This window comes from Halosimplex halobium (assembly GCF_051414055.1).
GTDB lineage: Archaea > Halobacteriota > Halobacteria > Halobacteriales > Haloarculaceae > Halosimplex > Halosimplex halobium.
On sequence record NZ_JBLKNX010000001.1, the window covers coordinates 68,034 to 93,823 of the forward strand.

General features: G+C 71.5%; 27 protein-coding genes and 1 pseudogene. 12 read left to right on the top strand and 16 right to left on the bottom strand.

What is annotated here, in order from left to right; translation table 11 throughout:
* Nucleotides 1–45: 45 nt before the first annotated feature.
* A complete protein-coding gene (locus tag ACMGFG_RS00345; protein WP_436928362.1) occupies nt 46–495 on the bottom strand; it encodes a TIGR00725 family protein in 450 nt (149 codons plus the stop codon).
* A gap of 82 nt (nt 496–577) precedes the next feature.
* Between ACMGFG_RS00345 and ACMGFG_RS00350 the strand changes: the two genes are divergently transcribed.
* On the top strand, nt 578–1,864 hold the full coding sequence (locus ACMGFG_RS00350; protein WP_436928363.1) for an alkaline phosphatase family protein: 1,287 nt from the start codon (nt 578–580) through the stop codon (nt 1,862–1,864).
* Between the two features lie 6 nt (nt 1,865–1,870).
* On the opposite strand, the gene ACMGFG_RS00355 is transcribed toward ACMGFG_RS00350, so the two are convergent.
* The 6 genes from ACMGFG_RS00355 to ACMGFG_RS00380 all read right to left on the bottom strand — a co-directional run bounded on the left by ACMGFG_RS00355 (nt 1,871) and on the right by ACMGFG_RS00380 (nt 5,425).
* Nucleotides 1,871–2,113 (bottom strand): type II toxin-antitoxin system HicA family toxin, encoded by a 243-nt coding sequence (locus tag ACMGFG_RS00355; protein ID WP_436928364.1) that lies wholly within the window; start codon nt 2,111–2,113, stop codon nt 1,871–1,873.
* 63 nt (nt 2,114–2,176) lie between these two features.
* Nucleotides 2,177–2,401 carry a type II toxin-antitoxin system HicB family antitoxin gene (locus tag ACMGFG_RS00360; protein ID WP_436928365.1) on the bottom strand — a complete coding sequence of 75 codons (225 nt, stop codon included), beginning with the start codon at nt 2,399–2,401 and terminating at the stop codon, nt 2,177–2,179.
* Nucleotides 2,402–2,548: 147 nt separating this feature from the next.
* Nucleotides 2,549–3,991 carry a class III poly(R)-hydroxyalkanoic acid synthase subunit PhaC gene (phaC, locus tag ACMGFG_RS00365; RefSeq protein ID WP_436928366.1) on the bottom strand — a complete coding sequence of 481 codons (1,443 nt, stop codon included), beginning with the start codon at nt 3,989–3,991 and terminating at the stop codon, nt 2,549–2,551.
* A gap of 1 nt (nt 3,992) precedes the next feature.
* Nucleotides 3,993–4,538, bottom strand: a complete 546-nt coding sequence (locus tag ACMGFG_RS00370) for a poly(R)-hydroxyalkanoic acid synthase subunit PhaE (RefSeq protein WP_436928367.1) — start codon at nt 4,536–4,538, stop codon at nt 3,993–3,995.
* A 39-nt stretch (nt 4,539–4,577) separates the two neighbouring features.
* Nucleotides 4,578–5,126 carry a hypothetical protein gene (locus tag ACMGFG_RS00375; protein WP_436928368.1) on the bottom strand — a complete coding sequence of 183 codons (549 nt, stop codon included), beginning with the start codon at nt 5,124–5,126 and terminating at the stop codon, nt 4,578–4,580.
* 5 nt (nt 5,127–5,131) lie between these two features.
* Nucleotides 5,132–5,425, bottom strand: a complete 294-nt coding sequence (locus ACMGFG_RS00380) for an AbrB/MazE/SpoVT family DNA-binding domain-containing protein (RefSeq protein ID WP_436928369.1) — start codon at nt 5,423–5,425, stop codon at nt 5,132–5,134.
* A gap of 536 nt (nt 5,426–5,961) precedes the next feature.
* Between ACMGFG_RS00380 and ACMGFG_RS00385 the strand changes: the two genes are divergently transcribed.
* Entirely contained in the window at nt 5,962–6,516 is a 555-nt protein-coding gene (locus ACMGFG_RS00385) for a MaoC family dehydratase (RefSeq protein ID WP_436908836.1), read from the top strand.
* A 66-nt stretch (nt 6,517–6,582) separates the two neighbouring features.
* Here the strand turns inward: ACMGFG_RS00385 and ACMGFG_RS00390 are convergent, their stop codons facing one another.
* Nucleotides 6,583–7,968 (bottom strand): oxidoreductase, encoded by a 1,386-nt coding sequence (locus tag ACMGFG_RS00390; RefSeq protein ID WP_436928370.1) that lies wholly within the window; start codon nt 7,966–7,968, stop codon nt 6,583–6,585.
* Nucleotides 7,969–8,088: 120 nt separating this feature from the next.
* Here ACMGFG_RS00390 and ACMGFG_RS00395 point away from each other — a divergent pair, with 120 nt between their 5' ends.
* Both ACMGFG_RS00395 and ACMGFG_RS00400 read left to right on the top strand, forming a co-directional pair.
* Nucleotides 8,089–8,547, top strand: a complete 459-nt coding sequence (locus ACMGFG_RS00395) for a universal stress protein (protein WP_436928371.1) — start codon at nt 8,089–8,091, stop codon at nt 8,545–8,547.
* A gap of 63 nt (nt 8,548–8,610) precedes the next feature.
* On the top strand, nt 8,611–9,156 hold the full coding sequence (locus ACMGFG_RS00400; RefSeq protein ID WP_436928372.1) for a phosphopantetheine adenylyltransferase: 546 nt from the start codon (nt 8,611–8,613) through the stop codon (nt 9,154–9,156).
* A 1-nt stretch (nt 9,157) separates the two neighbouring features.
* On the opposite strand, the gene ACMGFG_RS00405 is transcribed toward ACMGFG_RS00400, so the two are convergent.
* The 4 genes from ACMGFG_RS00405 to ACMGFG_RS00420 form a co-directional block, all read right to left on the bottom strand.
* On the bottom strand, nt 9,158–9,607 hold the full coding sequence (locus ACMGFG_RS00405) for a universal stress protein (protein ID WP_436928373.1): 450 nt from the start codon (nt 9,605–9,607) through the stop codon (nt 9,158–9,160).
* 67 nt (nt 9,608–9,674) lie between these two features.
* Entirely contained in the window at nt 9,675–10,142 is a 468-nt protein-coding gene (locus ACMGFG_RS00410) for a universal stress protein (RefSeq protein WP_436928374.1), read from the bottom strand.
* A 58-nt stretch (nt 10,143–10,200) separates the two neighbouring features.
* Nucleotides 10,201–10,728 carry a KEOPS complex subunit Cgi121 gene (gene cgi121, locus ACMGFG_RS00415; RefSeq protein ID WP_436928375.1) on the bottom strand — a complete coding sequence of 176 codons (528 nt, stop codon included), beginning with the start codon at nt 10,726–10,728 and terminating at the stop codon, nt 10,201–10,203.
* Nucleotides 10,729–10,774: 46 nt separating this feature from the next.
* The gene (locus ACMGFG_RS00420; RefSeq protein ID WP_436928376.1) at nt 10,775–13,195 is read right to left on the bottom strand and encodes an ATP-dependent DNA helicase; all 2,421 of its coding nucleotides are present in this window, start codon (nt 13,193–13,195) and stop codon (nt 10,775–10,777) included.
* A gap of 694 nt (nt 13,196–13,889) precedes the next feature.
* Between ACMGFG_RS00420 and ACMGFG_RS00425 the strand changes: the two genes are divergently transcribed.
* The 3 genes from ACMGFG_RS00425 to ACMGFG_RS00435 all read left to right on the top strand — a co-directional run bounded on the left by ACMGFG_RS00425 (nt 13,890) and on the right by ACMGFG_RS00435 (nt 16,689).
* Entirely contained in the window at nt 13,890–14,753 is an 864-nt protein-coding gene (locus tag ACMGFG_RS00425; protein WP_436928377.1) for a YkgJ family cysteine cluster protein, read from the top strand.
* 66 nt (nt 14,754–14,819) lie between these two features.
* Nucleotides 14,820–15,770, top strand: coding sequence for an NAD(P)H-binding protein (locus tag ACMGFG_RS00430; protein WP_436928378.1), 951 nt, complete (start codon nt 14,820–14,822; stop codon nt 15,768–15,770).
* 232 nt (nt 15,771–16,002) lie between these two features.
* Nucleotides 16,003–16,689 (top strand): DUF7530 family protein, encoded by a 687-nt coding sequence (locus ACMGFG_RS00435; protein WP_436928774.1) that lies wholly within the window; start codon nt 16,003–16,005, stop codon nt 16,687–16,689.
* Here the strand turns inward: ACMGFG_RS00435 and ACMGFG_RS00440 are convergent.
* On the bottom strand, nt 16,670–16,840 hold the full coding sequence (locus ACMGFG_RS00440; RefSeq protein WP_436928379.1) for a DUF5786 family protein: 171 nt from the start codon (nt 16,838–16,840) through the stop codon (nt 16,670–16,672). The two genes, ACMGFG_RS00435 and ACMGFG_RS00440, sit on opposite strands and share 20 nt — an antisense overlap.
* A 167-nt stretch (nt 16,841–17,007) precedes the next feature.
* On the opposite strand from ACMGFG_RS00440, the gene ACMGFG_RS00445 reads away from it, so the two are divergent.
* On the top strand, nt 17,008–18,009 hold the full coding sequence (locus tag ACMGFG_RS00445) for a DUF5784 family protein (protein ID WP_436928380.1): 1,002 nt from the start codon (nt 17,008–17,010) through the stop codon (nt 18,007–18,009).
* Nucleotide 18,010: 1 nt separating this feature from the next.
* On the opposite strand, the gene ACMGFG_RS00450 is transcribed toward ACMGFG_RS00445, so the two are convergent.
* The gene (locus ACMGFG_RS00450; RefSeq protein WP_436928775.1) at nt 18,011–18,280 is read right to left on the bottom strand and encodes a helix-turn-helix domain-containing protein; all 270 of its coding nucleotides are present in this window, start codon (nt 18,278–18,280) and stop codon (nt 18,011–18,013) included.
* Between ACMGFG_RS00450 and ACMGFG_RS00455 the strand changes: the two are divergent.
* Nucleotides 18,279–18,401: pseudogene (locus ACMGFG_RS00455) on the top strand (ABC transporter permease); the annotation flags it as partial. The gene ACMGFG_RS00450 and the pseudogene ACMGFG_RS00455 sit on opposite strands and share 2 nt — an antisense overlap.
* Before the next feature lie 265 nt (nt 18,402–18,666).
* Here the strand turns inward: ACMGFG_RS00455 and ACMGFG_RS00460 are convergent.
* A complete protein-coding gene (locus ACMGFG_RS00460) occupies nt 18,667–19,341 on the bottom strand; it encodes a helix-turn-helix domain-containing protein (RefSeq protein WP_436928381.1) in 675 nt (224 codons plus the stop codon).
* A 121-nt stretch (nt 19,342–19,462) separates the two neighbouring features.
* The gene (locus ACMGFG_RS00465; RefSeq protein ID WP_436928382.1) at nt 19,463–20,137 is read right to left on the bottom strand and encodes a helix-turn-helix domain-containing protein; all 675 of its coding nucleotides are present in this window, start codon (nt 20,135–20,137) and stop codon (nt 19,463–19,465) included.
* A gap of 203 nt (nt 20,138–20,340) precedes the next feature.
* On the opposite strand from ACMGFG_RS00465, the gene ACMGFG_RS00470 reads away from it, so the two are divergent.
* The 3 genes from ACMGFG_RS00470 to ACMGFG_RS00480 all read left to right on the top strand — a co-directional run bounded on the left by ACMGFG_RS00470 (nt 20,341) and on the right by ACMGFG_RS00480 (nt 25,727).
* The gene (locus ACMGFG_RS00470) at nt 20,341–22,944 is read left to right on the top strand and encodes an efflux RND transporter permease subunit (RefSeq protein ID WP_436928383.1); all 2,604 of its coding nucleotides are present in this window, start codon (nt 20,341–20,343) and stop codon (nt 22,942–22,944) included.
* Nucleotides 22,945–23,015: 71 nt separating this feature from the next.
* The gene (locus ACMGFG_RS00475; protein ID WP_436928384.1) at nt 23,016–25,157 is read left to right on the top strand and encodes a S9 family peptidase; all 2,142 of its coding nucleotides are present in this window, start codon (nt 23,016–23,018) and stop codon (nt 25,155–25,157) included.
* 270 nt (nt 25,158–25,427) lie between these two features.
* Entirely contained in the window at nt 25,428–25,727 is a 300-nt protein-coding gene (locus ACMGFG_RS00480; RefSeq protein ID WP_436928385.1) for a hypothetical protein, read from the top strand.
* The last annotated feature ends 63 nt before the right edge of the window (nt 25,728–25,790 follow it).

Here is a 25,790-nt window from a genome sequence, read left to right on the forward strand (position 1 = left end):
GCGTCTCCCGACCGAGATCCCGGCGCTCCATCACTGAGACAACCCTCAGACGCGTCGCTCGACCGACTCGACCGCCGCTTCGGGCGTCTCGACGTGGTCGATCCCGTCGACGCCGTCGATTCTGTGGGTCCCGATACCGGCGACCGGCTTGTCGAAATCCAGCGCGTGGCCGAGTTCCGAGAGCGTCCCCGTCCCGCCGTCGACCGCTATCACGGCGTCGCCGTTCATCACCACGAGGACGTTGCGCGCGTTGCCCATCCCGGTCGCGACGGCCGTGTCGACGTACCCGTTGGCGTCGGCGCGGCGCTCCGTGGGGAGGATGCCGATGGTCGAACCCCCGGCCTCGCTCGCGCCGCGACAGACCGCTTCCATCACGCCGCCGAGGCCGCCGCAGACTACCTCGTGGCCCCGCTCGGCGAGTTTCCAGCCGAGTTCCTCCGCGGTGGCCGCCTCCTCCTCGGTGACCGTCCCGCCGCCGATAACGCTGACTCGCATAGTCGTGAGTAGTGTGGGAGCGTACCTAAACCGCCCCGTCTTCACACAAGACTTATTGACTCAAAATCTGAGTAACTAGAAGATGCTCCGCGCAGGCGAGGCCGCGGCCCTCCTCGACCAACAGACGCGCGACGGGTTAGTGGTCCCCGACTATGAGGGGTACTGTTTCGCGAACGTCCCGGGAACCGTCGGCGACGTGCTGGGAGTCGACGTCGGTCCGAAGCTGCCAGCCGACGCGCTAGTCGGCGTGGAGACGGGGGTTTCGCACGTCCTGGTGGTCGTTCTGGACAGTCTCGGTCTGCATCGGTGGCGGCGTGACGCCGCGGACCACCGGTTTCTGCGGCGGCTGGACGAGCGGGGCGCGACGACGCCCCTGACGTCGGTCGCGTCCGCGTCGACCGCACCGGCGATCACGAGCGTCCACACCGGCGCGACACCGGCCGAACACAGTGTCCTCGGCTGCGACGTCGCGCTCCCCGGCGCAGAGACGGTCGTCAGACCGTTCCCCCAGGAGGTCCGTGAGGACGTGGCGAACGGGTCGACCGCGCCGCCCGTCGGTGCCGACGAGTACGTCACGGCCGACCCGGTGTATCCGCAACTGGGAGGGGCGGGCGTCGAGACGCGGGTGGTCCAGCCGGCCGAAACGCTCGGCACCGAGTACGCGAACGCGGTCTTCCGCGGTGCCACGCAGCAACCGTACGACGGCCTCGCCGACGGTGCGGCCGCGCTCCGAGACTGTCTCGCAGATACCCGCGGTCGGTCGTACACCTACTGGTACACTCCGATTCTCGATAGCGTCACCCACGAGTACGGTCCGGACTCCGGCGCCTATCACGACGCACTCGGGCGAGTGACCCACCGCCTCTCGCGGGCGCTCTACGACGAGGTCGACGCTGCCACGGCCGCCGAGACGCTGCTCGTGGTCACCGCCGACCACGGTTCGATCCCGCTCGCCGACGGCCCCGACGGCTCGCTGCGCGTGCTGGACATCGACGGCGTCGCCGACCGGCTCCGTCGGTCCGGTCGTCGCTGGCCCCGTGGCGATGGCGGTCGCGTCCCGCCGTTCGGGGATCCGCGCGCCTGCCACCTCGCGGTCGAACCCGGCGAAGTGGAAGCCGTCGTCGAGGCCGTCGAGGCGGCCGGCGCGACCGCCGTCACTCGCGAGCGCGCCCGCGAACTCGAACTGTTCGGCCCGAGCGACGCACCCGGGTGGGAGCGCTGTGGCGACGTGGTCGTCGTCGATCGCGACCGGGCACTGGTCTATCCGAGCATGGAGAAGGTCGCCGACTTCGCGGGCATCCACGGCGGTCCGACCCCCCGCGAGATGGTCGTTCCGTTCGCGGCGGCGCGGCTGTCGGATCTGCAGTGAAGCGCCTCACACGAGGTCGTCGATCGCGTCGAGAAATGACTGAAAATCCTTCGCACCGGCCTGATCCGCGATGGAGCGGAGGGTATCCGTCGCGACCTCGTCGTGCAGCGGAACGGTAACAGTCCGTTTCTCGCCCGTGTTCGGGTCGATATACCGGAGCTTGACGTGGCTTCCGGTCTGATCGACGCGTCGGAAGTTCCACTTCCGAAGCGCGTTGATCAGTTCTCGTCCGGAATAGGGGCGAGGCACACAGGCGATGCTACCGGATCGGAAATATCGTTTTGGGTTGCGACGCTCTGTCGCTCTACTGACTTACTCGTCGGTCAGCCACGGTGCAGTGGCTTCCTCCAGTTCCGTATCTTCCGGGTCCGGTCGCTCGTGGAGCTCCAGCGCTTCGGCGAGGTTGGCGAGCGCCTCCGCTTTGGTGTCGCCCTGGCTCGCGACCCCCGAGTCGTCGTCACGCGCGACGATGTAGCCGTCGCTCTCTGTGAGCGTGACGGTATCGAACTCGTCGGCCTCGCGGGACTGGACTCCCATGTCTCTCAATGGTCGGGCACCGGTCAAATCAGTTTCGGCCGTGGGTCCTCTCTCGGCGAGTCGAACGCCGGGCTGCGGTCAGTTTGGGTTCAGCCAGTCGAATGTGAACAGAGGCGCGAAAAGCGCGAAACCGAGAGTGAACCGTCCCTACTCGACCTGCTCGAACCAGTCTTCGACCCGGGAGACGGAGGCGCCGGTGATGTCGGCGACCTCCGCGGGTTCGCTTTGGAGCATGTCGGCGACGGTGGCGATGCCGGCGTCGCGCAGGCGGTCGGCGTAGGTCGGGCCGATACCGTCGACGGTGTCCACGTCGGGACTGTCCGGCTCGTCCTCCGCGGTCGTCTCGGCGACGGCCTCCTCCTCGGCGGCGGGGCCGTCCTCGGCGGCTTCCGCTTCGGCGGCCTCCTCGGCCGCGGTCACGTCGTCGGGTTCGGCCGCGTCGGCGGCCCCTTCGGCTTCTTCCTCGGCGGTTTCCGAGCGGTCGGCGTACCACTCGCAGACCTCGGGCCAGACCTCCTCGTGGGACGAGGACGAGACGGACAGGCCGATGTGGCCGGTCGAGAACTCGATGGTGGTCACGTCGTCGCTGCCGACGACCTCGTTGAACGGCTTCGAGGCGTCGGCGGGGATGAGGTGGTCGTACTCGCCCATGATCTGCAGGACGGGCATGTCGATGTTCTCGATGTCGACGTGCTCGCCGCCAAGCTCCATCTCGTTGTTGTAGAGCTTGTTCTCCTGGTACAGGTCGGTGAGGAACTGGTCGTAGGCCTCGCCGGCCACGTCGATGCCCTCGGAGAGCCACCGCTCCATCCGGCCGAAGTTCTCGACGAAGTCCTCGTTGTCGAGGTTCTCGTAGAACCGGATGTACTTCGAGACGTAGTTGTCGACGGGGTCCATCAGCGCGAAGCCCACGTCGAGGAACTCCGCCGGGACGTTGCCGAACGTCTCCGTCACGTCCTCGGGGTCGTAGTACTCGTCGGAGCCCCACTGTTCGAGGACGCCGCCGGTCCCCTGGAAACAGAGGCCCGCGGCCATCAGCCCGAGGGCGTTGACCTTCTCGGGGTGGAGCGCCGCGTACATGGCCGACATCGTGCCGCCCATGCAGTAGCCGAGAATGTTGATCGAGTCCTGGCCGGAGCGTTCGCGGACTTCGTCGACGCAGTTCTCGATGTAGCGGTTGACGTAGTCGTCCAGCGTGAGGTGCTGGTCCATCCGCGAGGGCTCGTTCCAGTCGATGAGGTACACGTCGTGGCCCGCCTCCAGCAGCCGACGCACCACCGACCGTTCCTCCTGCAGATCGAGGATGTACGGCTTGTTGATCAGTGCGTAGACGATGAGGATCGGCACGTCGTGGGTCTCCTCGGGCTCGATGCCGGCCGCCTCGGGCTGGTAGTGGAGCAGTTCCAGCTTGTTCTCCTCGTAGACGACCTCGCTCGGGGTTTGGCCCACGTCGACGCTCTCGACGGTCGCCAGCGCCTCGGGGAGTTCGCTGTTCTGCTCGGTCGCCTGGGTCATCGTCTCTACGGCGGTGCGCTGGGCGTCCAGTGCGAGCGAGACGGGGTTGAAGGGGTCTCCGCGTTCGCTGGCCATGTTACTCCTCCAGGTGGTCGAGGATGCGGTCGAGCTTCTGTTCGACCTCGTGCTGGCGCCGCTCCAGCTCGACGAGTCGCTCGCCGACCTCGTCCATGTCGTCGCGCGTGGGGAAGCCGAGCTGTGAGATGGTCTCCTGGCTCACGTCGTCGGCCTCGCGGCGCATCTCCATCATGCGCTCGACGAGCTGGCCGTTGGCGGCGGCGAAGGCGCTCGTGGACATGACCTCCTTGAACGCCTCGTTGGCCGACTGCAGCCAGATGTCGCGGAACTCCGCTGGCCCCACGTCCTCGCCCTGTGCGGCGTCGGTGGTCCGCTCGAACATCTGCTCGGCGGCGTCCATCCACACCTCGTAGGCGCGATTATAACCCTGGATGCCCTCGGCCATGGTGTCCTCCTCGGGCACCGAGTCCTCGACGGCCTCGGCCCACGACTCGACGAACGCGGCCTGGGCCTTCATGTTCTGTTCGAGGGAGTCGGCGACCGCGTCGTTCATCTCCTCGACCATCTCGGTCCACTGCTCCTGCATCTCGTTTGTGTTGCTCATGGGTATGTCTCCGGTGTACTGAAAGAAAAAACCGTGTTCCTACGCGTCGACGGCGGCCGCGGCCCGCTCCTGCACGTCGCTGACCTGGTCCTGCAGGTCCTCGACCTGGTCCTGGAGTTCCTCGAGCTGGTCGCCCCACTCCTCGGCCACGTCGACCGACTGGGCCTCCAGTTCCTCGTGGGCCTCGACCAGCATCGCGACCTGCTCGTCGACGGCCTCGACGTAGTCCTCGGTCAGCTCGTCGTAGGCGTCGACGCCCTGCTCGTACTCGCCGGCGACGGTCTCGAAGACCTCCGCGTGGTTCTCCAGCAGGAAGTCGTACTGCTCGTCGACGGCCGCGCGGACCTCGTCGACGGTCCCGGCGGCGCCGGGCATCGACGACTCGATCACGTCGAGGTAGCTGTGGACGAGCGTCTGGGTCAGCTCGACGCCGCGCCGCTGGGCCGACTCCTGGCTGTCGAAGCTGTCGACGACGGCCTCGTTCATCGTCTGCTGGAGCTCCAGCGTCTGCTCGAAGGCCTTCTGGCTCTGCTCGATCGTCGCGCGCTGCATCTCGAACGCCGTGGTGATGGGGGTCGTGTATGCCATGTGTATCACTCTCTGTTCCGCTTGACCGGGATGACGACGGTCTGGACGATGTCGCCCTCTTCGATGTCCAGCGCCTCGCGCTCGGCGTCGGGAATAGAGATCCGGCCGCCCGACTGGACGCGCGTCTTGAACGTCGCCGTCTGACTCATCGCGCCGAGCTGGTTCATGTCCAGCCCGCCCGCACCGGCCTGCAGCATCTGCTCCATGAACTCCTGCTGGCTCTCGATCGCCTGCTCGCTCATCTCCTGCATCCCGCTGAACATCGGCGGCCACGTCGGACCGTCGCTCTCGTCGGTCATCGGTCGAGTACACCTACACCCCTCAGTTACATAAGGGTTGCGCTCAATACCATCAGATACCATTCGATACCACAGGATGGATCAGCACGCTCCGAGACGGTCCGGGGCGGCGTGGGATCGTCTGGGACAGTTCCGGGTAGTCGAGGCCGCCCAGGACGGTCCGCGGTTCGGAGTGGTCGGGGCGGTTCGGGGCCGACCCACGGGGCACCGCCAACGGCGTTCGGCGACGGTGCGTCGGCGCGAGGAGTCGACGTGAGGAGTCGGCGCGAGCGACCGCCGGTGGCGGTAACTCCGGGCTACCGTCGGGATGGGGATGGTCCCGCCGGTCGGCGGACCGGCGGTTTCCCTCCCCGCGAAAACTGCCGAGAGTAAGCGGCGCGTATCCCGCGTAGCGGGCCGAGAGGGCGCGTATAGGCGGGTTTCGACGTTCTCGTACCACTACGTTTTAATAGCATCAAACCTAAACGCGGGTATCGATGAGTTCCCAACCGCACCGGAACGCGCTGCTTGACACGTGGGCGGAGACGTCTTCGCACATGTTCAACAGCGTCGTTGCGGCCAATCGGGCGGCGTTCGCGGCCTTCGGCGTCACGCCGTCGGACGACGAGGAGGGCGTCGAGGCCGTCGACCGCATCGAGGCCGACGAGGACCTGCCCGAGTGGCACGTCGAGTTGACGGAACACGACCGCGGTCGGCTGGGTGTCGGCGACCGCGTCGAGTTCACCAAGACCATCTCCGACCGGGACGTACAGTCGTTCGCCGCCGCCAGCGGCGACACCAACCCGCTGCACCTCGACGACGAGTTCGCGAGCAAGACGCGCTTCCGGGGCCGCATCGCCCACGGGACGCTCGTCGGCGGCCTCATCTCCGCCGGGCTCGCGCGCCTGCCCGGCCTGACCATCTACCTCTCCCAGGATCTGGAGTTCCACAACCCCGTCCGCCTGGGCGACCGCCTGACCGCGGTCTGCGAGATCGTCGAGGACCTGGGCGACGACCAGTACCGCCTGACCACCCGCGTCGTCGACGACGGCGAGACCATCATCGACGGCGAGGCCGTCGTCCTCGTCGACGAACTGCCCGACGAGGAGTAATTCGCGACCCGCCCCGGCCGGCCCCGCTCCGCCCCGTTCTCCCGCCGCCGTGTCGATAGCCCCCGCTCACTCCCCGCGCCCGTGAGCGCCGCTCCTTTCCCGCTCGTAGACCCCCTCTCCTTCGAGTCGAGCGCGCTCCCGGACCACCGAGGGCGTCCGACAGAACCCGGGTGCGCCCGTCACTTGCGGCACGGTGCAGTTGTTGCAGCTCTCGCAGAGCGCCCGCGTGTCGCCGCTCGCTCTCGATTTCGTCCCGTCTCCCAGCAGCCGTGCCCCCAGCCGCGGCTCGGCGTAGAACGGTCGGCCCATCCCCACCAGGTCGCAGGCCGGTTCGCCGTCCGGACCGCCCCCGAGCAGGGCCTCGCAGGTCCCGCGTTCCCGCACGCCGCCCTCGCAGAGGACGGGCACGTCCACCCGGCGGCGCACCCGCCGGCAGAGCGCGGCGTTCCAGCCCGGTTCCTCGGGGAAGCGTCGGCTCTGTAGCCGGTTGAGCGCGGCGACCGCCCGCGCCTTCAGCGGGCTCCCAAGCGCAGCGGCGTAGCCCGACTGCAGGTCCGCGTGCTCCCACGCCCGCTCGGGGTAGGCGCCCCGCACGACGCTCATGTCCCAGAACGTCGAGACCTCCACCGGGGCCACCGCGTCGTAGCCGATATCGACGACGCGCTCGCAGATATCGATCGCGTCCCTGCGGGAGAGCCGGCGGCGGACGAACCGCGGCGCGGCGGTCTCGGCGGGCACCTTCGTCACCAGCGCCACGTCGCCGGCGTGCTCGCGGACGGCGTCGTGGACCGTCTCGAGGAACCGTACCCCCCCGCTGCCCGGCGGTTCCCCCGAGTGCGTCCCGAACTCGTCGTCCCGGCGGTTGTAGAACGGCGAGCAAAACTGCTGGACGATCCCCATGTTCGCCCCCGAGAGGTGGATCCCGTCGTAGCCCGCGTCGGCGGCGTAGCCCGCGGCCTCGCCGAACCGTTCGGCCAGCTCGTACACCTCGGCGGTCGACATGACGCGGGGCTGGAAGTCGACGAGCCCGAGCGCGTCGAGCGTGCGCAGCTGCGCGGGCGGCCGCGAGACGGCAAGCTCCTCGTGGTCGGGGTTCCGGGCGCGGTGTTCGGCGTGCCAGACCGCCAGGCTCCGCAGGCCGCCGTGGCCGAGCTGGACGAAGATCCGGCCGCCGTGGTCGTGGACGGCGTCGGTCAGGCGCGAGCAGCGCTCGACGAACGCGGGGTCGTGGAAGCGGGTCATGTTCGGCGCGGCGCAGCCGCTCTCGGCGGTGACGATACTGGCCCCCTGGAAGATCAGTCCCACGCCCGACGCGGCCGTGGGTTCGAGTTCGTCGAGGAGGGTGTCGACGGCGTCGGGGCCGTTGCCGGCACACTCCAGCAGCGGCGCGCGGTAGAGCCGGTTCGGAACCGAGACCCCGCCGACCGTGACGGGGTCGTCGAGCGTCGGCATACCGCGGCTAGCCGAGCGGACAAGTAAAGCCTACCCCCGGCGTGTGGCTGTGGCTACCGTTCGCCCGGCCGCGCGAACCGTCTCGCACCTATTTACCGTCGATCCGACTCGTCTCGAACGATGACGGAACGCATCCTGCTCTCGCTGGACGGGAGCGCGACCGCGGGCGAGGGGACCGGGGAGACCGAGAGGGACCGAACGGGGGAAGTCGACCGGGCGATAGACCACGCCGTCGACCTGGCGGCGCGGACCGGCGGGGTGGTCCACGCGCTGTACGTCGTCGATACGGGCCGCTACGGCGAGCCGGCGCTGTCGAGCGCGGAGCTGGTCGTCGACGACGCCGAGGACGCGGGCCACGACCTGCTGGCGGTCGTCGACCGCCGCGGCCGCGAGCGCGGCGTCACGGTCCGCACGCGGCGCTGTCACGGGCGACCCAACGAGGAACTGCCCGCCTACGCGGCCGAGATCGACGCCGACGCGGTCGTCCTCACCGGCCGACGCCGCCCGGGCCGCGTCCGGCGGGAACTCGAACGAGTCGCCGACACTGTCGTCGCGCCCGGCGCCGTCGTCGAGCGCTGAACGGCCCCGCGGGGTTTCCCCCGCAGGCGTGAGACACTTCTCGCCCGCGCCCGAGGGACGGGTATGCGCGTCGCAGTCGCCGGCACGTTCGGACCGATCCACGACGGACATCGCGCGCTGTTCCGCACGGCGCTCGAACGCGGCGACGAGGGCGTCCTCGTCGCACTGACGAGCGACGCGTTCGCCCGCGGCAAGCGCGAGCGCCCGGTCCCCGACTTCGCGGAGCGCCGCGAGCGGGTCCGGCAGGAACTCGAAGCGCTCGACGAGTGGGGCCGGGAGATCGAGATCCGGGAACTGCACGACGAGCACGGCATCGCGTCGACGGACCCGACGCTCGACGCGCTGGTCGTCTCGCCCGAAACCGCTCACGAGATCGCCGACATCAACGCCGAGCGCGTTCGTCGAGACCTCGACCCGGTCGAGGGGTTCGTCGTCCCGTTCGTCCGCGCAGCCGACGGCGAGCGGATCTCCTCGACCCGCCTCGTCGCCGGCGAGATCGACGAGCACGGGGAGCTCTCCGCCTCCGAGGGTTCGGCCTCCGAGGAGTCGGACGGGACGGCGTCGGGGGCGAGCGGCGATCCCGCGTCCGAACGGTCGGCGACCGAGTGAGTCAGCGGACGACGGTCACCGGCAGCGACGACCGCTCGACGATCCCCTTCGCGACGCTGCCGAGCACCCGCTCCTGGGCTTCCGAGAGCCCGCGGTGGCCGACGAAGACGCCGTCGTGCCCCTCGGCCGTCGCGAAGTCCGGGATCGTCGCAACCGGGTCGCCGTACAGCAGTTCGGCGTCGATATCGAGTCCCGAGTCGGCCGCGCGCTCGACGGCGTCGTCCAGCAGGCGCTCGCCGCGCCGCTCGGCGTCGTCGACGCTCTCGACGATCAGCCGGTCGTCGTACTCGCTGGCCGAGGCCGGCGACTCGGCCCCGCCGGTGTCGTACACGTCGGGGTCGACCGAGTGGACCGCCGTCAACTCGGCGTCGGCGGCGGTCGCCATCTCGACGGCGTGGTCGAGCGCCCGGTCGCTCTCCGCGGAACCGTCTATCGCCACTGCGAAGCGCATACCCGGGCCTACGCGGCCGATGGCCCTGAGCCTTTCTCCGGGCGGGCCGCCCGCGGCCGGCCCGTCGCTACTCGCCGCCTCCGGTGTCCTCGGCGTCCGACTCGGCCTCGTCCTCGTCCGCCCGGACGGTCAGCACCGGCACCTCGGCGGTGCGGACGACCTTCTCGGTGACGCTGCCGAGGAGGTACCGCTCGAGCCCGGTGCGCCCGTGGGTGCCCATGACGACCAGGTCGATCCCGTTGTCGTCGACGTAGTCGAGGATCGCCCGGTGGGGCGTGCCGGTCGCGACCGAGTCCGTCGCCTCGACGCCGGCGTCGCGCGCCCGCGTCGCCGCGGCCTCCGTCGCGTTCTCGCCCATCTGCTCGAACGACTCGACCACGTCGACGGCGCCGGCTTCGGTGCCGAGCGACGCCACGTCGACGACGTACAGCGAGTGGACCGTCGCGTCGAACTGCCTGGCCAGGTCGATCGCCTCGTCGAGCGCCGCGCTCGCGCCCGCACTCCCGTCCGTCGGAACGAGGATGTCCTCGTACATACACGGGGGTTCGCCGCCCGGATATAAACGGGTGGCGACCGTTCCCGGCCGCCGGCAACTACTTCGCCACGTCGAGCAGGGCGACGCGTTCCCGGACGACGTCGGCCAGCGTCCCCTCGACCGCCGCCAGTTCCGCGTCGCTCACGTCGAAGTACTCGCGGACCCGGTCGGCGTCGTACTCACCCAGCGTCTCCGCCGGCTCGATCCGACCCGGGCCGTCGAGGTCACGGACGGCCGCCGCTGCCCGTCGTTCGTCTTCCCGGGTGGCCTCGGATCCCTCGCGGGCGTCGACGAGGACGACCGCCGGACACTCCCCCTCGCCCACGCCGAGTTCGAGCGCGTGGTCGATCTGGCGGGTCCCGGCGGCGTACAGCAGGATCTCCATCCCGCGGTCGCGGGCGACGTTCTCGCCGCGGGCCAGCGCCCGGTCGGCGAGTTCGACCGCCCGCTCGAGGTGCGCGCGGTCGACGACTGAGCGCGCGTCGAACGCCTGGACCGTCGCGCCGTGCTCGTCGCCGACCTCGCCGAGGCGCGCGACGAACGCGTCGAGGTCGTCGACGGTCGCGACCCCCTCGATCAGTTCCATCGGCCGTCACCTCGCCGGGGAGCGCCCGTGTCAAGCTCTCCGCCCATCAGAAGTCACCCAGGCTCGACTGGTCCTCCTCGTCGCCCGGTTCGCCGCCCGCGCTGGCCGCCCCGCCGTCGCCGCTCGCGCCGTCGTCCGGGCGTGCGCTCGCGTCGGGGTCGACGCCGTCCATCGACGGGTCGCGGTGGCCGGCGTTCTCCAGAACCGTCTCGGCGGTGCCCTCGCGGCCGCGCAGGGCGCCCAGCACGACCGACTTGTCGGCCTCCCGGAGGTCGGCGCGGTCCTCGATGCCCGCGTCGTAGAGCCGCCGGGCGCGCTTGCGGCCGACGCCGCGGACGCCGGCCAGATCCGTCAGTTCCTCGCGGACGCCGTGTTCGGCCCGGACGCGCGCCTCGCGGATCGCCGGCGCGAGCCCGAGACCGAGTTCCCCCGCGAGCGACTCCGCGGCGCCGAGCAGCCACTGGGCGGTCTCGACCTTGCCGCGCACGTCGCCGGGGCCGACGTCGTAGCGGTCGGTGATCGCCTCCTCGTCGACCTCGCTGGCCCAGTCCTCGAGCATCCGCGCGGTCTTCAGCGCCGACAGCCAGTCCTCGAAGGCCGGGTCGAACTCGCTGGGCATCGACCCGAGGAACTCCTCCTCGCGCTCGAAGGCCAGCATCTGGTACTCCTCCTCGTCGCCCGAGCGCAGGTACAGCTCGTACATGTCCGGCGTGCGCGCCACGAGGTGGTACAGCCCCATCGCCGTCGGGTCCGGTCGATCGGCCTCCTCGTCCTCCTCGTCGGCGAGGTCGCTCGCGGTCGTGAACCCTGGCGGCTCCTCCCCGTCGGCGGGCGCGTCGGCCTCGACCGCCGGCCGGTCGGCCGCGCCCGACCCGTCGTCCGACCGCGCCCGCCCGTCGCCGCGTTTCCAGGCGCGCAGGCCGTCGATGATCTCCGCGGCGCTCATCGGGTCGAGGTAGAGCCGCGAGACGGTGTGGCCCAGCGAGGTCGCGGTCAGGTCGTCGCCGTCGCGCTCCATGAACTCGTTCCGTTCGAGGTACTCGATCATGTCGTCCATCACGCGCTCGAGCCGGCCGCGCTCGGTCGTCTGGGAAGCGTACAGCGTCCCCTCGAGGAACTCCAGCAGCCCCTCGCGGGAGTTGGCGAACCCGGAGGCGACGGTGGCGAGGATGTGCGTGCGCAGCGCGGGCTCGGCCGCGAGCTTCGACTCGACGGGCTCGGGGTCGGCCCAGACGTAGCGCTCGAACAGCTCGTCGAGTTCGTCGTGGCTGTCGGCGACGAGGAGGGCTTCGCCGTACGGATCCAGTCCGGGGCGGCCCGCCCGCCCCATCATCTGGTGGACCTCCAGCACCGACAGCGGCTGCATCCCGCCGGCGGTGCCGTCGTAGCGGCGCCAGTCCCGCACCACGACGCGCCGCGAGGGGGTGTTGACCCCGGCCGCGAGCGTCGGCGTCGCCGAGACGACCTTGACGAGCCGGTCGCGGAAGGCGTCCTCGACGAGCGAGCGGTGGCCGCTGGCGAGGCCGGCGTGGTGGAACGCCGCGCCCTGCTCGACCGCGTCGGCGAGGTCGTCGCTCGTCTCGGTGTCGCTCACCTCCCGGATCTCCGCCGCGATGTCGGCGAGCTGGTCGCGCTCGTCGGCCGTGAGGTGCGGTTCGACCGTCGAGGCGAGCCGCCCGGCGGCAGCCTCGGCGTTGCGCCGGGAGTTGACGAACACCAGCGTCGACCCCTCGTCCTCCAGCGTGTCGCGGACGATAGCTGCGGTCGGCTTCTCGGAGTTTCGCACGGGCAGTTCGCTCTGGCTCCCGTCCTCCAGGTGCAGCGCCTGGCCGTAGTGGACTCCCTTCTTCAGTTCGATGGGGCGCCACTCGGAGTCCACGAGCGCGGCGTCGAGCCACTCGGCGAGCGCCTCGGCGTTGCCGATCGTGGCGGACAGCGCCACCGTCTGCAGGTCGGGGTTGAGCTGGCGGAGCTTCGCCAGCGTCACCTCCAGCGTGGGGCCGCGCTCGCCGTCGTCGACGAGGTGGACCTCGTCGCTCACGACGCAGGTGAGCTCGTCCAGCCACGGCGCGTCGTTCCTGACGAGGGAGTCGACCTTCTCGCTGGTGGCGACGACGATGTCCTTCGAGGCGAGCCAGCCGCCCTCGGACTCGTAGTTGCCGGTCGAGACGCCCACGTCGAGGCCGTACTGCTCGAACTGTTCGAACTCCTCGCGCTTCTCGCTCGCCAGCGCGCGCAGGGGGACGATGTACAGCGCCTTCCCCCCGCGCTCGACGGAGGCGAGCATGGCGAGCGTGGCGACGAGGGTCTTCCCGCTGGCCGTGGGGACGCTGGCGACGAGGTTCTCGCCCTCGGTGACGCCGGCGTCGACGGCCTCGGCCTGCGGGGGGTACAGCGACTCGATGCCGTCCCCGCGCAGGTGCTCGGGCAACCACTCGGGCACGCCCGGGATGTCCGCGACGTCCATTACCGACGCCTTGCGCCCTTCGGGATTTAAACTGTCGGGACCGACTTTTTCGACCGGGGTTTCCTCGGTCGCCTGCGGCGACCTGGGGGGAACGCCCGGTCCGAAACCATGGGTGAAAAAGGCCGGCTGCGACGGTCGCTCCGCTCCCGCGCAGCCGGTGTCCGCGGGAGTGAACACCGCGAACGACCGAGGGCTCGTCAGCGCTTGCTCTGACGTTGGCGGCCTCCGTGCCGCGACGACACCGCGCGAGATCTTCGTGAACGTGTGACGAAGGCTTGTCGGAGCTTGCTCTGACAGTGGATGAGCGACGCCAGGAGCGAATCGGCTGGGGAGGCTTGTGGTCCGTTGCGGTGCTGTGCGGGGCGGTGCGGTTGCGTCCTGGCGTCCGCGCGAACGTGTGAGCGCGGGCCCGGGAGAGCGTGCTCTCCCGGTGGACTGAACGGGCGAGGCGCGCTCGCGCCGAGGGCTTGCAACGCACACAGTCGAGTGCAGTCAGGTCGAATACGGTCGAGTGCGGTCGCTGTCGTTCCCGTCGCTGCCACACCGACCCAACCGGAAACGACGGCTCCATTCACAGCACGAACGGACCTTGACCTCCTCCTCCCCCTGAAGGCGGAGGAATCCGGCCATCGGATTCGCGCGGATCACAGCCGTCCGGGCGCGGACTTTTGCCCGTCGACGCCGAACCGTCGGTATGGAGGTGAACTGCGAGGGGTGTGCCGGCTGCTGTCTCGACTGGCGCGCGCTGGCGCCGGACGACGCCGACCACGGCCACGAGCGCCGCGGTAGCTACCGCCCGCTCGACGACGTGGCCAACCTCGCGCCGCTGTCGAGCGACGAGGTGCGCGCGTTCCTCGACGCGGGCCTCGCCGGCGCGCTGGTCGCCCGGCTGTTCCGGATCGAGGACGGCCCGAGCGTCACCGTCGGGGGCGTCGAGGTCGCCGCCGTCCGGGGCCGCCCAGCCTTCCTCGTCGGCCTGCGGAAGGTCCCCAAGCCCGTCGCGCCCTTCGACGCCGAGCCGCGCTGGCTCCCGACCTGCGCCTTCCTCGACCCGGAGACGCTCCAGTGTCGCATCCACGAGAGCGACCTCTATCCCGGAACCTGCGCGACCTACCCGGGCGACAATCTCGCGCTGGACGCCGAGACGGAGTGCGAGCGGGTCGAGCGCGTCCACGGCGGCGAGCGGCTGCTCGACGACGAACCGCCCGACGACGCCGGTCCGGTGCTGGGGCCGGGAGCGGTGGGTGCGCGGGTGTTCGGCCACCCCGACGCCGAACGGATCGAGGGAGCGGTCGCGCGGCTCGCCGCGGGCGAGGCGACGCGGGCCGACCACGCCGAGTTCGTGGCCGTCGCCGCCGCCTCGGCGCCGGGGACGCTGGCCGTCAGCGACGAGCGCTACGAACGGGCCCGCGAGCGGGCGCTCGACGCAGACTCGTGGGTCGACGGCGCCGTCGCCGAGTGGACCGACCGCGCTGGCGAGGAGCCGCCCGACCCCGGGGCCGCCGCGACCGTCGAGGGTGACCGCGGCGCGCCCGAGACGCCGGGCTGGGAGGACTGAGGCGCGACCGGCCGGGGTCGCCCAGCCGGCTCGGGTCGTTAAGGGGATTCAGTCCCTGGTCCGGGTATGCACGTGCTCGTCACGGGGGCGACGGGGTTCGTCGGGGGGCGGCTCGTCCCCGCACTCACGGCGGCCGGCCACGACGTGCGGGCGCTGGTCCGGGACCCGTCGGCCTACGACCCGCCGCCGGGCGTCGAGGTGGTCCAGGGCGACCTGCTCGAACCCGGAACGCTCGCGCCCGCCTTCGAGGGGATCGACGCGGCGTACTACCTCGTCCACTCGATGCGGGCGGGCGACGACTTCGAGGAACGGGACCGCAAGGCCGCGAGTAACTTCGCCGCCGTCGCGAACGGCGCGGGGGTCGAGCGGGTCGTCTACCTCGGCGGCCTCGGCGAGGACGGCGACGACCTCTCGCCGCACCTCCGGTCGCGCCGGGAGGTCGAGCGGATCCTCGCCGACGCCGACTACGACCTGACGACGCTGCGGGCGGCGGTCATCGTCGGGGACGGCAGCGCCAGCTTCCGGATGGTCCGCCAGCTGGTCCGGCGGCTACCGCTGATGGTCACCCCCCGGTGGGTCAAAAACGAGTGCCAGCCCATCGCCGTCGACGACGTGGTCGCGTACCTCGTCGGCGTCCTCGACGCGCCGGCGACCGCGGGCGAGACCTACGGGATCGGCGGGCCCGACGTGTTGACCTACCGCGAGATGCTCGCCCGGACCGCCGAGGCGATGGGCCGGCGCCGGCCGCTGATCCTCTCGGTCCCCGTCCTCACGCCGAAGCTCTCCTCGTACTGGATCGGGCTGGTGACCGACGTGCCGACGGCGGTCGCCCGGCCGCTCGTCCTCGGGCTGAAGAACCCGGTCGTCGTCACCGACGACGCGATCCGCGACCACGTCGACGTCGATCTCACGTCGTTCGACGACGCCGTCCGGAAGGCGCTGGCCCCCGAGACGGGGACGGCCGCACCCGCCCCCGGCGGGAGCCCGAGCGCCGACGAACGCGGGGGGCGGACCTGATGGTGGGACGACCGGCGGACCCGACAGCGGGACGACCACGGAGGGTGGACCCGATGGCGGACCGAGCGCCACGCGCGACACCGGGAGGGTCCCGGTGATCGACCCGGACCCTGGCCCGGGGGGCGACGCCCGCGCGGACGGGGACGGCACAGGCGGAGAGGACGCTGCAGACGCCGCTGACGCCGCCGCGTCGCCCGTCCCGGAGTACGGTGAGACGTGGGTCTACGAGAGCATCGTCGGCGCGCTCCCGGGGGTCGAGGTCTCCGAGCGGCTGGCGCTGGTCATCCAGTTCTCGCTGTTCGAGGCGGGCGTGCTGGTGCTGGCCGCGATCTACGGGCTCCCGGAGGGGGCCGTCGCGGGGACGGTCGCCGTCCTCGTCGCGACCGCCGGCAGCCTGGAGATGCTGCGGATCAGCAAGCTCGTCCGCCGGGCGGACCCGCCGGAGCCGTACCGCCGGCTCGTCTTCGGCTCCAGCATCGAGGTGGTCCTCGGCGTGCTGGCCTTCGTCGCCCTGCTGACCTACCTGTTCGTCGTCGACCCGCGCACGCCGCGCCCGCTGGTGACCGAACTGCTGGGCCCGGAGCCGCCGCTGGCCGCGACGTATCTCACCCTCCTCGTGCTCTGGGACGTGTGCTACCGCATCGGCACCGGCTGGTGGGCCAGCGTCGCCGCGCTGTGGCGGTCGGCCCGCTTCCGGTTCTCCCCCGAACAGACCCGGATCCTCGCCCGCGCCGACCTGGAGACGATGGGCTTCGGGTTGCTCCAGCTGCTTTTGGTCCCGTTCCTGCTGGACCACACGGTCCTGCTGGTCGCCGTCGTCGGGCACGTCCTCGCGATCGCGACCGTGACATCGCTGTCGCTGGTCGTCCTCTACCGGCGCACGGAAGGAACCGGAGCGATTACGAATTTATCTCCTTGAACTGGTCGAGCAGCTCCTCCGCCGACTCGTCGCTGTCGTACTCGACCTCGCCGCGGTACTCCGTGCGGCGGTCCTCGTCGCTCATGTCGACCTCGCCGTTCTTGCGCTCGCGGCGCTCATGCTCCACTTCGTCGTATGCACCCATCGACATTGTGTATCACACCCACACTAGTGAGCTAACGATTATCAATGTAACGGTCGGTGAAATTTCCGGTCGAGCGTCACTGACGCGCCCGCTGGCGGGGTCTGAACGGGCGGCGGCGCCGGCGGGGCGACGAGTCCGAACAGTGTAAACCGCTGGCTCCCGCTTCCCCCGATATGGCCGGACCGGTTCGCTTTCGGCGGTCGACCGGGCGCTGGGACGAGCAGCGGGTCAGACAGGACCTGTTCGCCCCGCTCGACGACCGCTTCGGCGCGCGACTGACGACGCCGAAGATCGACGGTCCGCGCGGGTACCGCGCCCGCCGGTTCGAGATGGACAACGGCGATCTGGCCCTGTTCGCCTGGGACGACGACGGCGCCTACTGGCTGGGCAACACCGAGACGCCCGAGGCGCTGTGGCGCACCGAGAAGGAGACCTTCGACGAGGCGCCCTACGAGGTCGCCCGCTGGGCCCAGCGCGAACTCACCTACGACCTCCAGCGCCAGGCCCCCTGGCTCGCCGCCTACGAGTACGTCTCGTGGTTTTTCCTCCCGGTCCTCTTCTCGAAGGACGGCCGCGAGACCACCCGCGCCTTTTTCGACCGCGACGCCGCCGGGTTCCCCGACGCCACCCGGGAGGAAGGGCTGGAGTTCTACGAGCGGTTCCTGAAGACGGGCGTCCTCGACGACCACCGCTACACCATGGCCGCCAAGCTCGGCACCAGCGAGCGCAACGAGTTCAGCCGCATGCGCGCCACCATGGGCGAGTTCGACGCCGCCAAACTGCTCGCCGACGCCGGGATCGATTTCGTCCCCGAGTCGGAACGGGACTCCGGGCACGCGCTGGACTTCGCCGTCGAGACCCCCGGCGGGGAGCGGCTCGTCGAGGTCACCCGCCCGATGGCCCCTCGCAACCGCCCCGCCGGTACCCCCATCGCCGCGCTGCGGCGGACTGTCGACTCGAAGACCCGCGACCAGCTCGCCATCCACGACGACGCCGTCCTGCTGGTCGACTGCACCTCCTTCCGCGACGACGAGTGGAACCCCATCCGCGCCGAGCGCCCCTCCGTCGGCTACCAGCCCACCGTCGTCTTCCGCTACCGCCCCGACGGCCGCTGCGAGGGCTACCGCCACGGCGACGTGCCGCTCGACCTCGACGCCGCCGTCGAGTGGGTGTGACTCACCGCCCGGAGCGGACCTCGTCGAGCGCGGCGTCGGCGAGTTTCGCCTCCGCCCGCCGCAGGTGCTCGCCGGCGGTCTGTGGGGAACAGCCGAGTTCGGCGGCCACGTCGGCGTGTGTCGCCGTCCGCGGCGTCTCGTAGTAGCCCAGCCGGTTCGCCGCCGCGACGGCCTCCCGCTGGCGGTCGGTCAGCGACCCGCCCGTCGACTCGCGAGCGGCCGGCGTCGCTGGGGTCGTCGCGGTCTGTCTGCTCGTCGGCCTGCTGTTCATGGCCGTCTCGAACGTCGTCGGCCTGCTGGCCCGCGACGACGAGGTGGTCAACGCCGCCTCGATGCTGTTCATGTTCCCCCTCCTCTTCCTCTCGCCGGCGTTTGTCCCGCTGTCCGACGACATCGAGTTCGTCGCGGCGTTCAACCCCGTCACCTACGGCGTCGACGCGGTCCGGGCGCTGGTCCTCGGCCGGGACGTGTCGACGGTGCTGTCGGTCTCGCGGTTCGGCGGGGTCGCCGACACGGTCGTCCCCGCCGTCGCCGTCCTCGTCGCGCTGAACCTCGCTGTCGGCGCGCTCGCGGTCGGACTGCTCGCGCGCGCGCCAGCAGCGCCGAGGCGGTCTGAACGGTCGAGCGGGGACGGAGACCCGGAGTTCGTGACCGAGCTCAGACCTCGGGACCGAACTCGTCGAGCGCGGCGTCGACGAGTTTGGCCTCGGCCTTCTGGAGGTGGTCGCTGGCGGTCGCGGGCGCGCAGTCGAGTTCCGCGGCGACGTCCTCGTGGGTGGCCTCGCGGGGCGTCTCGTAGTACCCCAGGTCCCGCGCGGTCTCGAGCGCCTCGCGCTGGCGCTCGCTCAGGCGTGTCCCGGGGTCGTCCAGCCCGCCGCGGAACTCGCCGACCTCGTCGACGCGGACGTCGATCTCGGCGGGGACCTCCTCCAGCGCCCGCTGGAGCGGTTCCGGGTCGCCCACCGCCCGCCCGTACATCGCGCCGTCGCGGTAGACGAACGGGGTCCGGACCACGAACCCCCGGCTCGACCCCATCTCGTGGATCCGGTCGAACAGCGGCGTCTCCGGGGAGCGCATCACCAGGAGCGCGTACGCGCGGCCCTCGCCGACGACCGACACCTCGACCGACTGGACGCCCGGGGTCTCGTCAGCCTGCGCGGCGAAGGCGGTGTGGTCGCCGTCGATGGCGATGAGCAGTGTCTCGACGCCCGCCGGCGTCGTGTTCACTTCGAGCACCCGCGCCTCCTCGACCTCGGGGGCGTGGGCGAGCAGGTTGAAGAACGTCGGCGCGTCCTCGGGGGCGACCCGCGCGGTGGCTCGCAGGACCTTCATCGGCGCGAACTGCGGGCGACGCCGGCATAAATCCGTGCGACTCGGCCGGGGCTCGACCCTCCGGGCTCCGGCCCCGGTCTCCGACCCGGAGGGCGACCGGAGACGGTCGTGACCTCGCCGGTCAGTCTCCGTGACCGAACGCGCCCATCCCGGCGCGGACGAGCTTCGCCTCCGCTTTCTGGAGGTGGTCGCTGGCCGTCGCCGGGGCGCAGTCCAGCGCGTCGGCCACGTCCTCGTGGGTGGCCCCGCGGGGCCGGTCGTAGTACCCGAGTTCGAGCGCCGCCTCGACGGCCGCCCGCTGGCGCTCGCTCAGTTCGGTGGCGGGGTCGGCCCTGGGGCAGGGGTAGGTGCCGATCTCGTCGACCCGGACGTCGACGCCGGGCGGCGCCGCGTCCAGCGCGGCCTGGAGCGGCGCGGGGTCGCCGACGACGTGGGCGCGAGCCGTCCCGTCGCGGTAGACGACCGGTTTGCGGACCACGAGGCCCGCCCGGGCCATCGCCTCGGCGATCGCGCTGAACAGCGGGATCGCCGCCGTCTCCGCGCGGACCAGCGCGTGGGAGGTGGGCGCGTCGACCGCCGAGAGGGCGACGGACTCGATCCCCGACGTGTCGAGCGCCGCCTCGCGGAACGGGACCGGGTCGCCGTCGACGGCGTACAGCAGCGTCGTCCGCTCGGGGGCGGCCATGTTCCAGTCGACCGCCCGCGCCTCCGCGACGTGGTCGGAGTCGGCCAGCACCCGGAAGAACGCGGGCGCCCGTCCGGGCTCGGGCCGCGAGGTCACACGGAGGTGTTTCATCGGCGACGGCTCGCCCCCGGCCGGGCTTAAATCCCCCGACTATACCGCACAGAAGCGGCACCCGGCGGGCGCCGCTGCCTTCGAACGATGAGAGACACCGAGAGTCGGACGGAACCGAGACGCGACCGGGGCCGGGCGCGGTGGCGGACGGCGCGCGGCCGGGAACGGAGCGCGGCGAGACGCCGACGGGAGGGTGGTCGCTGATGGGAGCGGTCGACCGCGCCGCCGCTCTCGTCGCCGAGCGGAGCCGACTCGTCGTCGCCGCGATGCTCGTCCTGACGCTGGCCGTCGGGGCGGGCGCCGGGATGGTCGAGCAGTCGGCGTCGCTGGACGCCGTCGCCACCGAGTCCGAGGCCGCGGCGGCCAACGACTACGTCCGCGAGAACTTCTCCGCCGGGGACGGCAACACGACGACCGCGCTGTTGGCCGTCCGGAACCCCGACGGGAACGTGCTCTCGCGCCAGTCGCTGGTGCGCTCGCTGCGTTTCCAGCAGCGGCTCCGCGAGAACGCGACGGTGAACCGGACGCTCGTCGGGAACCGCTCGACGACGGGCGTGGCGAATATCGTCGCGCGGGCCGCCATCGTCGCCGAGCAGCGGCGCGATCGGTCCGAGCGGCTGAGCGAGGAGTCGACCCAGCGCCAGCGGCGACAGTCGGCGACGGCGCCGACGGTCGACGAGCAACTCGCGCAACTGGAGTCGATGAACGCGAGTGCGGTCGAGTCGGTCGTCGGGCAGGTGCTGGCCGCCGACGGGGACGCGAGCGGCCGCACGGCGCGGCGGCTGCTGCCCCGCGGGTACGAACCGGGGTCGACGACCGCGGACGCGCGGCTGGTCGTCGTCACCTTCCGCACCGAGCAACTCGTCCGGGCGCCGCCGATGATCTCCGAGCCCGTGGTCGAGAGTCACTTCGCCGCCCGCGCGGTCGCGAAGCGCCAGCCCGGGCCGGAGACGTATCTCGCGTTCGGCGAGGGCTTCTTCTCCGAACAGCAGAACGCGGCCATCGGCGACAGCATGGCGATCCTCGGGCCGCTGGCGCTGCTGTTCGTCCTCGCGGCGCTGTCGGTCGCCTATCGCGACCCCCTCGACGTCGCGCTCGGGCTCGTGGGCGTCGTGCTCGTACTCGTGTGGACCTTCGGCGTCATGGGGTGGACCGGCATCGAGTTCAACCAGATGATGATCGCCGTCCCGCTGCTGTTGATCGGGCTCTCCGTCGACTACGGGCTCCACGTCGTGATGCGATTCAGGGAGCGCCGCAGCCAGTACGGCGAGGGCGTGCGGACCGCGATGGGTCGCTCGCTGCGCGGGGTCGGCACCGCGCTCGCGCTCGTGACGGCGACGACGGCGATCGGCTTCCTCGCGAACCTGACGAGTTCGATGCCGGACCTGCGGACCTTCGGCGTCGTCACCGCCGTCGGGGTGGGCGCGACGCTGGTCGTCTTCGGCGTCTTCCTCCCGGCACTGAAGACGGAGGTCGATGCCGCGCTGGAGGCCCGCGGGGTCGACCGCTCGCGCCGACCCTTCGGGACCGGCGGGCGGTTCGGCCGACTGCTGGGCGCCGGGGCCGTCCTCGCCAGGCGGGCGCCGCTGGCCGTGCTCGCTGTCGCACTGGTCGTCAGCGCCGGCGGCGCCTACGCCGCGACCGGCGTCGACGTGTCCTCGGACACGGAGTCGTTCATGGCCGACGACCCGCCCGGCTGGACCGAGGAGCTGCCCGCGGCGGTCCGGCCGGGCGAGTACTTCCTCGACGAGAACCGCGAGTTCGTCTACTCGCGGTTCCAGGCGCCCGACACGCAGACGTACGTCCTCGTGAGCGGGGACGTGACCGACCCGGCGACGCTGGAGCGTGTCGCCGACGCGGCCGAGGAGGCGCGGGCGGCCGAGGTCACGTTCACCCGCCCGACCGGCGAGGCGGCCGTCGCCTCCCCCGTCTCGGCGATCCGGCTGGCGGCCGCGCGCAACGCTTCGTTCAACGCGACCGTGGCGGCCGCCGACACCGACGGGGACGGCGTCCCCGACCGGAACCTGGACGCCGTCTACGACGGGCTGTCCGCCGCCGCGCCGGGCCTGGCCGAGCGGTTCGTCCACCGCGTCGACGGCGAGCCCGTCGCGCTCCGGATGCGGGTCGGCGTCGAGGGTACCGCGTCGAGCGGGGCGGTCGCGGAGGCCGTGCGCGGCGTCGCCGCCGACCTCGAACGCGGGAGCGCGCTGACCGCCACCGCGACGGGGTCGCTCGTCGTCACGGACGACCTGGACACGCGGCTGGCGACCACGATCGTCGAGAGCGTGGCCGTCACGCTGGTCGCGCTGCTGGCCCTGCTGGCGGTCGCGTTCCGCGCCTTCGAGGGCAGCGCCTCGGTCGGGGCGGTGACGCTCGCGCCGGTGGCCGCCACGGTCGCGTGGCTCCTCGGGACGATGGCGGCGCTGGACCTGTCGCTGAGCCTCGTGACGGCGCTGGTCGGCAGCATCTCGCTGGGGCTCGGCGTCGACTACGCGATCCACGTCACCGAGCGCTTCGTCGACGAACTGGCGGCGAGCGGCGACCCCGGGCGCGCGCTGGAGCGCACCGTCACCGGCACCGGCGGGGCGCTGCTGTCCAGCGCGGTCACGACCGCCGGCGGGTTCGGCGTGCTGGCGTTCTCGCTGTTGCCCGCGCTGCGCCAGTTCGGGCTCGTCCTCGCGCTCGGCATCGGCTACGCGTTCCTCGCGAGCGTCGTCGTTCTGCCGAGCCTGCTGGCGCTGTGGGCGCGCTACGGTGCGGCCGCACCCGCGAGCGCCGAGGTGGCGGCTGCCGTCGGCGACGACTGACCGCCGCGGACGGGTGCAAACGGGGGCCACATCGCCCGAACTGGTAAGTGACCGCCGGCCGACGCCGGGGCATGGACGAACTCCCCGCAGACGCGGTCTACGACCGGACGCGCCCGACGGAACTCGCGGTCTCGCCGAACGGCGACCGGGTCGCGTTCGCCGCCAGCGAGGCCGACCCCGACGAGGACGAGACCCTGCAATCGGTGTTCGTCGTCCCCGCCGACGGGAGCCGCGACCCCCACCGGCTCACTCGCGCCAGCGGCGCGTGGAACGTCGAGTGGTCGCCGGACGGCTCGAAACTCGGCGCCGTCATGGTCCGCGACGCGGACGTGGATATGCGCGTCGGCCGTGATGAGGGCGAGAACGGAGACGATGCTGACGGCGAGGACGATGCTGACGGCGAGGACGACGGGGAGAGCGGCGCGAACGGCGACGAGCCCAAGCCCCAGGTCTGGGTGTACGACCTCGAACTCGGCGGTGACGCCCGGCAGGTGACCGACCGCGAGGAGGGGGTCCGGGACTTCGACTGGGGGCCCGACGGCGAGCGGGTCGTCGTCTCGGCGCGGGACCCGACCGAGGCGGAGGAGGAGTATCTCGACCAGCGCCGCGAGGACGGCCCGGTCGAGACCGAGCGCCTCCAGCACAAGATGGACGGCCAGGGGTGGCTCGACACGGTGACGACCTACCTGTTCGTCGTCGACGTCGAGACCCGCGAGGAACGCCGCCTCGACGACGCCACCGGCGGCGGGATCTTCGAGGCGCTCGGCGGGCTCCAGCCCGCATGGCACCCCGAGGACGACCGCATCGCCTTCTGCGCGTACCACGGCGACGAGCCCGACGACACGTACGTCTACGACATCCACGTCGTCGACGCCGGGGACGGCTCGGTCGAGCGACTCACCGACGGCGAGTACACCGCGACCGCCCCCGTCTGGGGCCCCGAGGGAGACCGGCTCGCCTTCGGCGCGAGCGACCCGACCAACTGGTACGCGCCGACCGAGCTCTGCGTCGCCGACCCCGAGACGGGCGAGTACACCGTCGTCACCGGGGAACTCGACCGGACGCTCGGTCTGCTGGGGAGCGCGGCGTGGCTCGACGGCGACCGGCTGCTGGCGTCGATCGCCGACGAGGGCTGGACCCGGTTCGCCGAGATCGACGCCGACGGCGGCCACGAGCGGGTCTTCGACCGCCAGCCCCGCGACGAGACGCTGGGGCAGTTCGACGCCGACGGCGGGACCGTCGCGCTCGTCCGCAGCGATCCCGCGGAGGGGTACGACGTGTACGCGATGGACTCCAAGGCCCTCGACGCCGGGCCGGACGACGCCGACCCGCGGCGCCGGCTCACCGAGCTGAACCCGGACCTCGTCGCCGACTACGACCACCCCGAGACCACCCGGCTAGCGTTCGAGAGCGACGACGGGACCGAGGTCGAGGGGATCGCCTCCCATCCGCCCGGGTTCGACCCCGACGACCCCGACCCGCGGCCGACGCTGCTGTGGATCCACGGCGGGCCGATGGCCTACGACCAGCCGCAGTTCGGACTCCTGACGACGTTCTGGACGACGCGCGGCTACCTCGTCTACAACGTCAACTACCGCGGGTCGACCTCCTACGGTCGGGATTTCTGCGAGGCGCTGCAGGGGGCGTGGAACACGCTCGAGGTCGAGGACCTGCTGGCCGGGATGGAGGACCTCGTCGAGCGGGGGTGGGCCGACCCCGACCGGCTGTTCGTCGGCGGCTTCTCCCAGGGCGGGGTCAACACGGCCTACGTGCTCACCCGAACGGACAGGTTCGCCGCCGGTCTCGCCGAACACGGCGTCTACGACATGCGTTCGGCGTTCGGCACCGACGACTCCCACAGGTGGATCGAGAACGACTTCGGCCTCCCGTGGGAGGAGCCCGAGGCCTTCGACGCGGCGTCGTCGATCACCGACGCCGACCGGATCGACACGCCGCTCCTGCTGACCGCCGGCGGGAACGACTGGCGGTGTCCGCCCACCCAGTCCGAGCAGCTCTACCGCACCCTCCGGAAACGCGGCGTCGAGTCGAAACTCGTCGTCTACCCCGACGAACACCACAACGTCGGCGACCCCGACCGCGAATCCCACCGGCTGGAGACGCTCGACGACTGGGTCGCCCGCTTCGACCCCGGCCGTGAATCCGACGAAAACGGTGACGACGGCGACGGCGACGACGGGATTGACGACCACTGACCCGGCGGTGCCCCGCGGTCGAGTCGGTCACCCGAGCGCGTACGCGAGCACGTAGACGACCGCCGACCCGATCATCAGGAACACCATGATGAGCGCCAGGACCTGCTGGCGGTCCAGTTCGAGGGGGTTCATATCCGGTCGTTGTCGCCGGCACGGTTAGGGTTTTCGCGGCGGCGCCGACCGCGCGTCGACGACCCGGGGAGGGGGCGAGTCGCCCGAAGCGGTTCGCATGGCAACAAGTCTAATCTGTGACCCGTCCGAAGCGACAGTATGGAGCGCTCCATCGAACGCGAGCGGCTCGCATCGGTCGGCGGCACGCTCCTCGGCTACGCGCTGCTGGCGCTGGGCGTCGCCATGGTCGGTTTCACGGCGTACCAGCTGCTGTTTGCCTCCGGGTGGGCGCTCGAAACGTCCGTCAGCGTCGGTCCCCGCGGGGTCGGCGGGCTGGCCGTCGGCGCCGCCGGCTATCTCCTGCTCAGGCGGACCCTCGACAGGGACGCCGACCCCGGCGAACCGGACGTCGAACCCTCCGAGGCCCGCGCCGCCGACGCCTACGAGTTCGACACCTGAACGGCGCTCCCCGTCCGCCTCGACTCGCACCGTCCAGAGACCGCTGTCCGCCGGGGTCGTTTT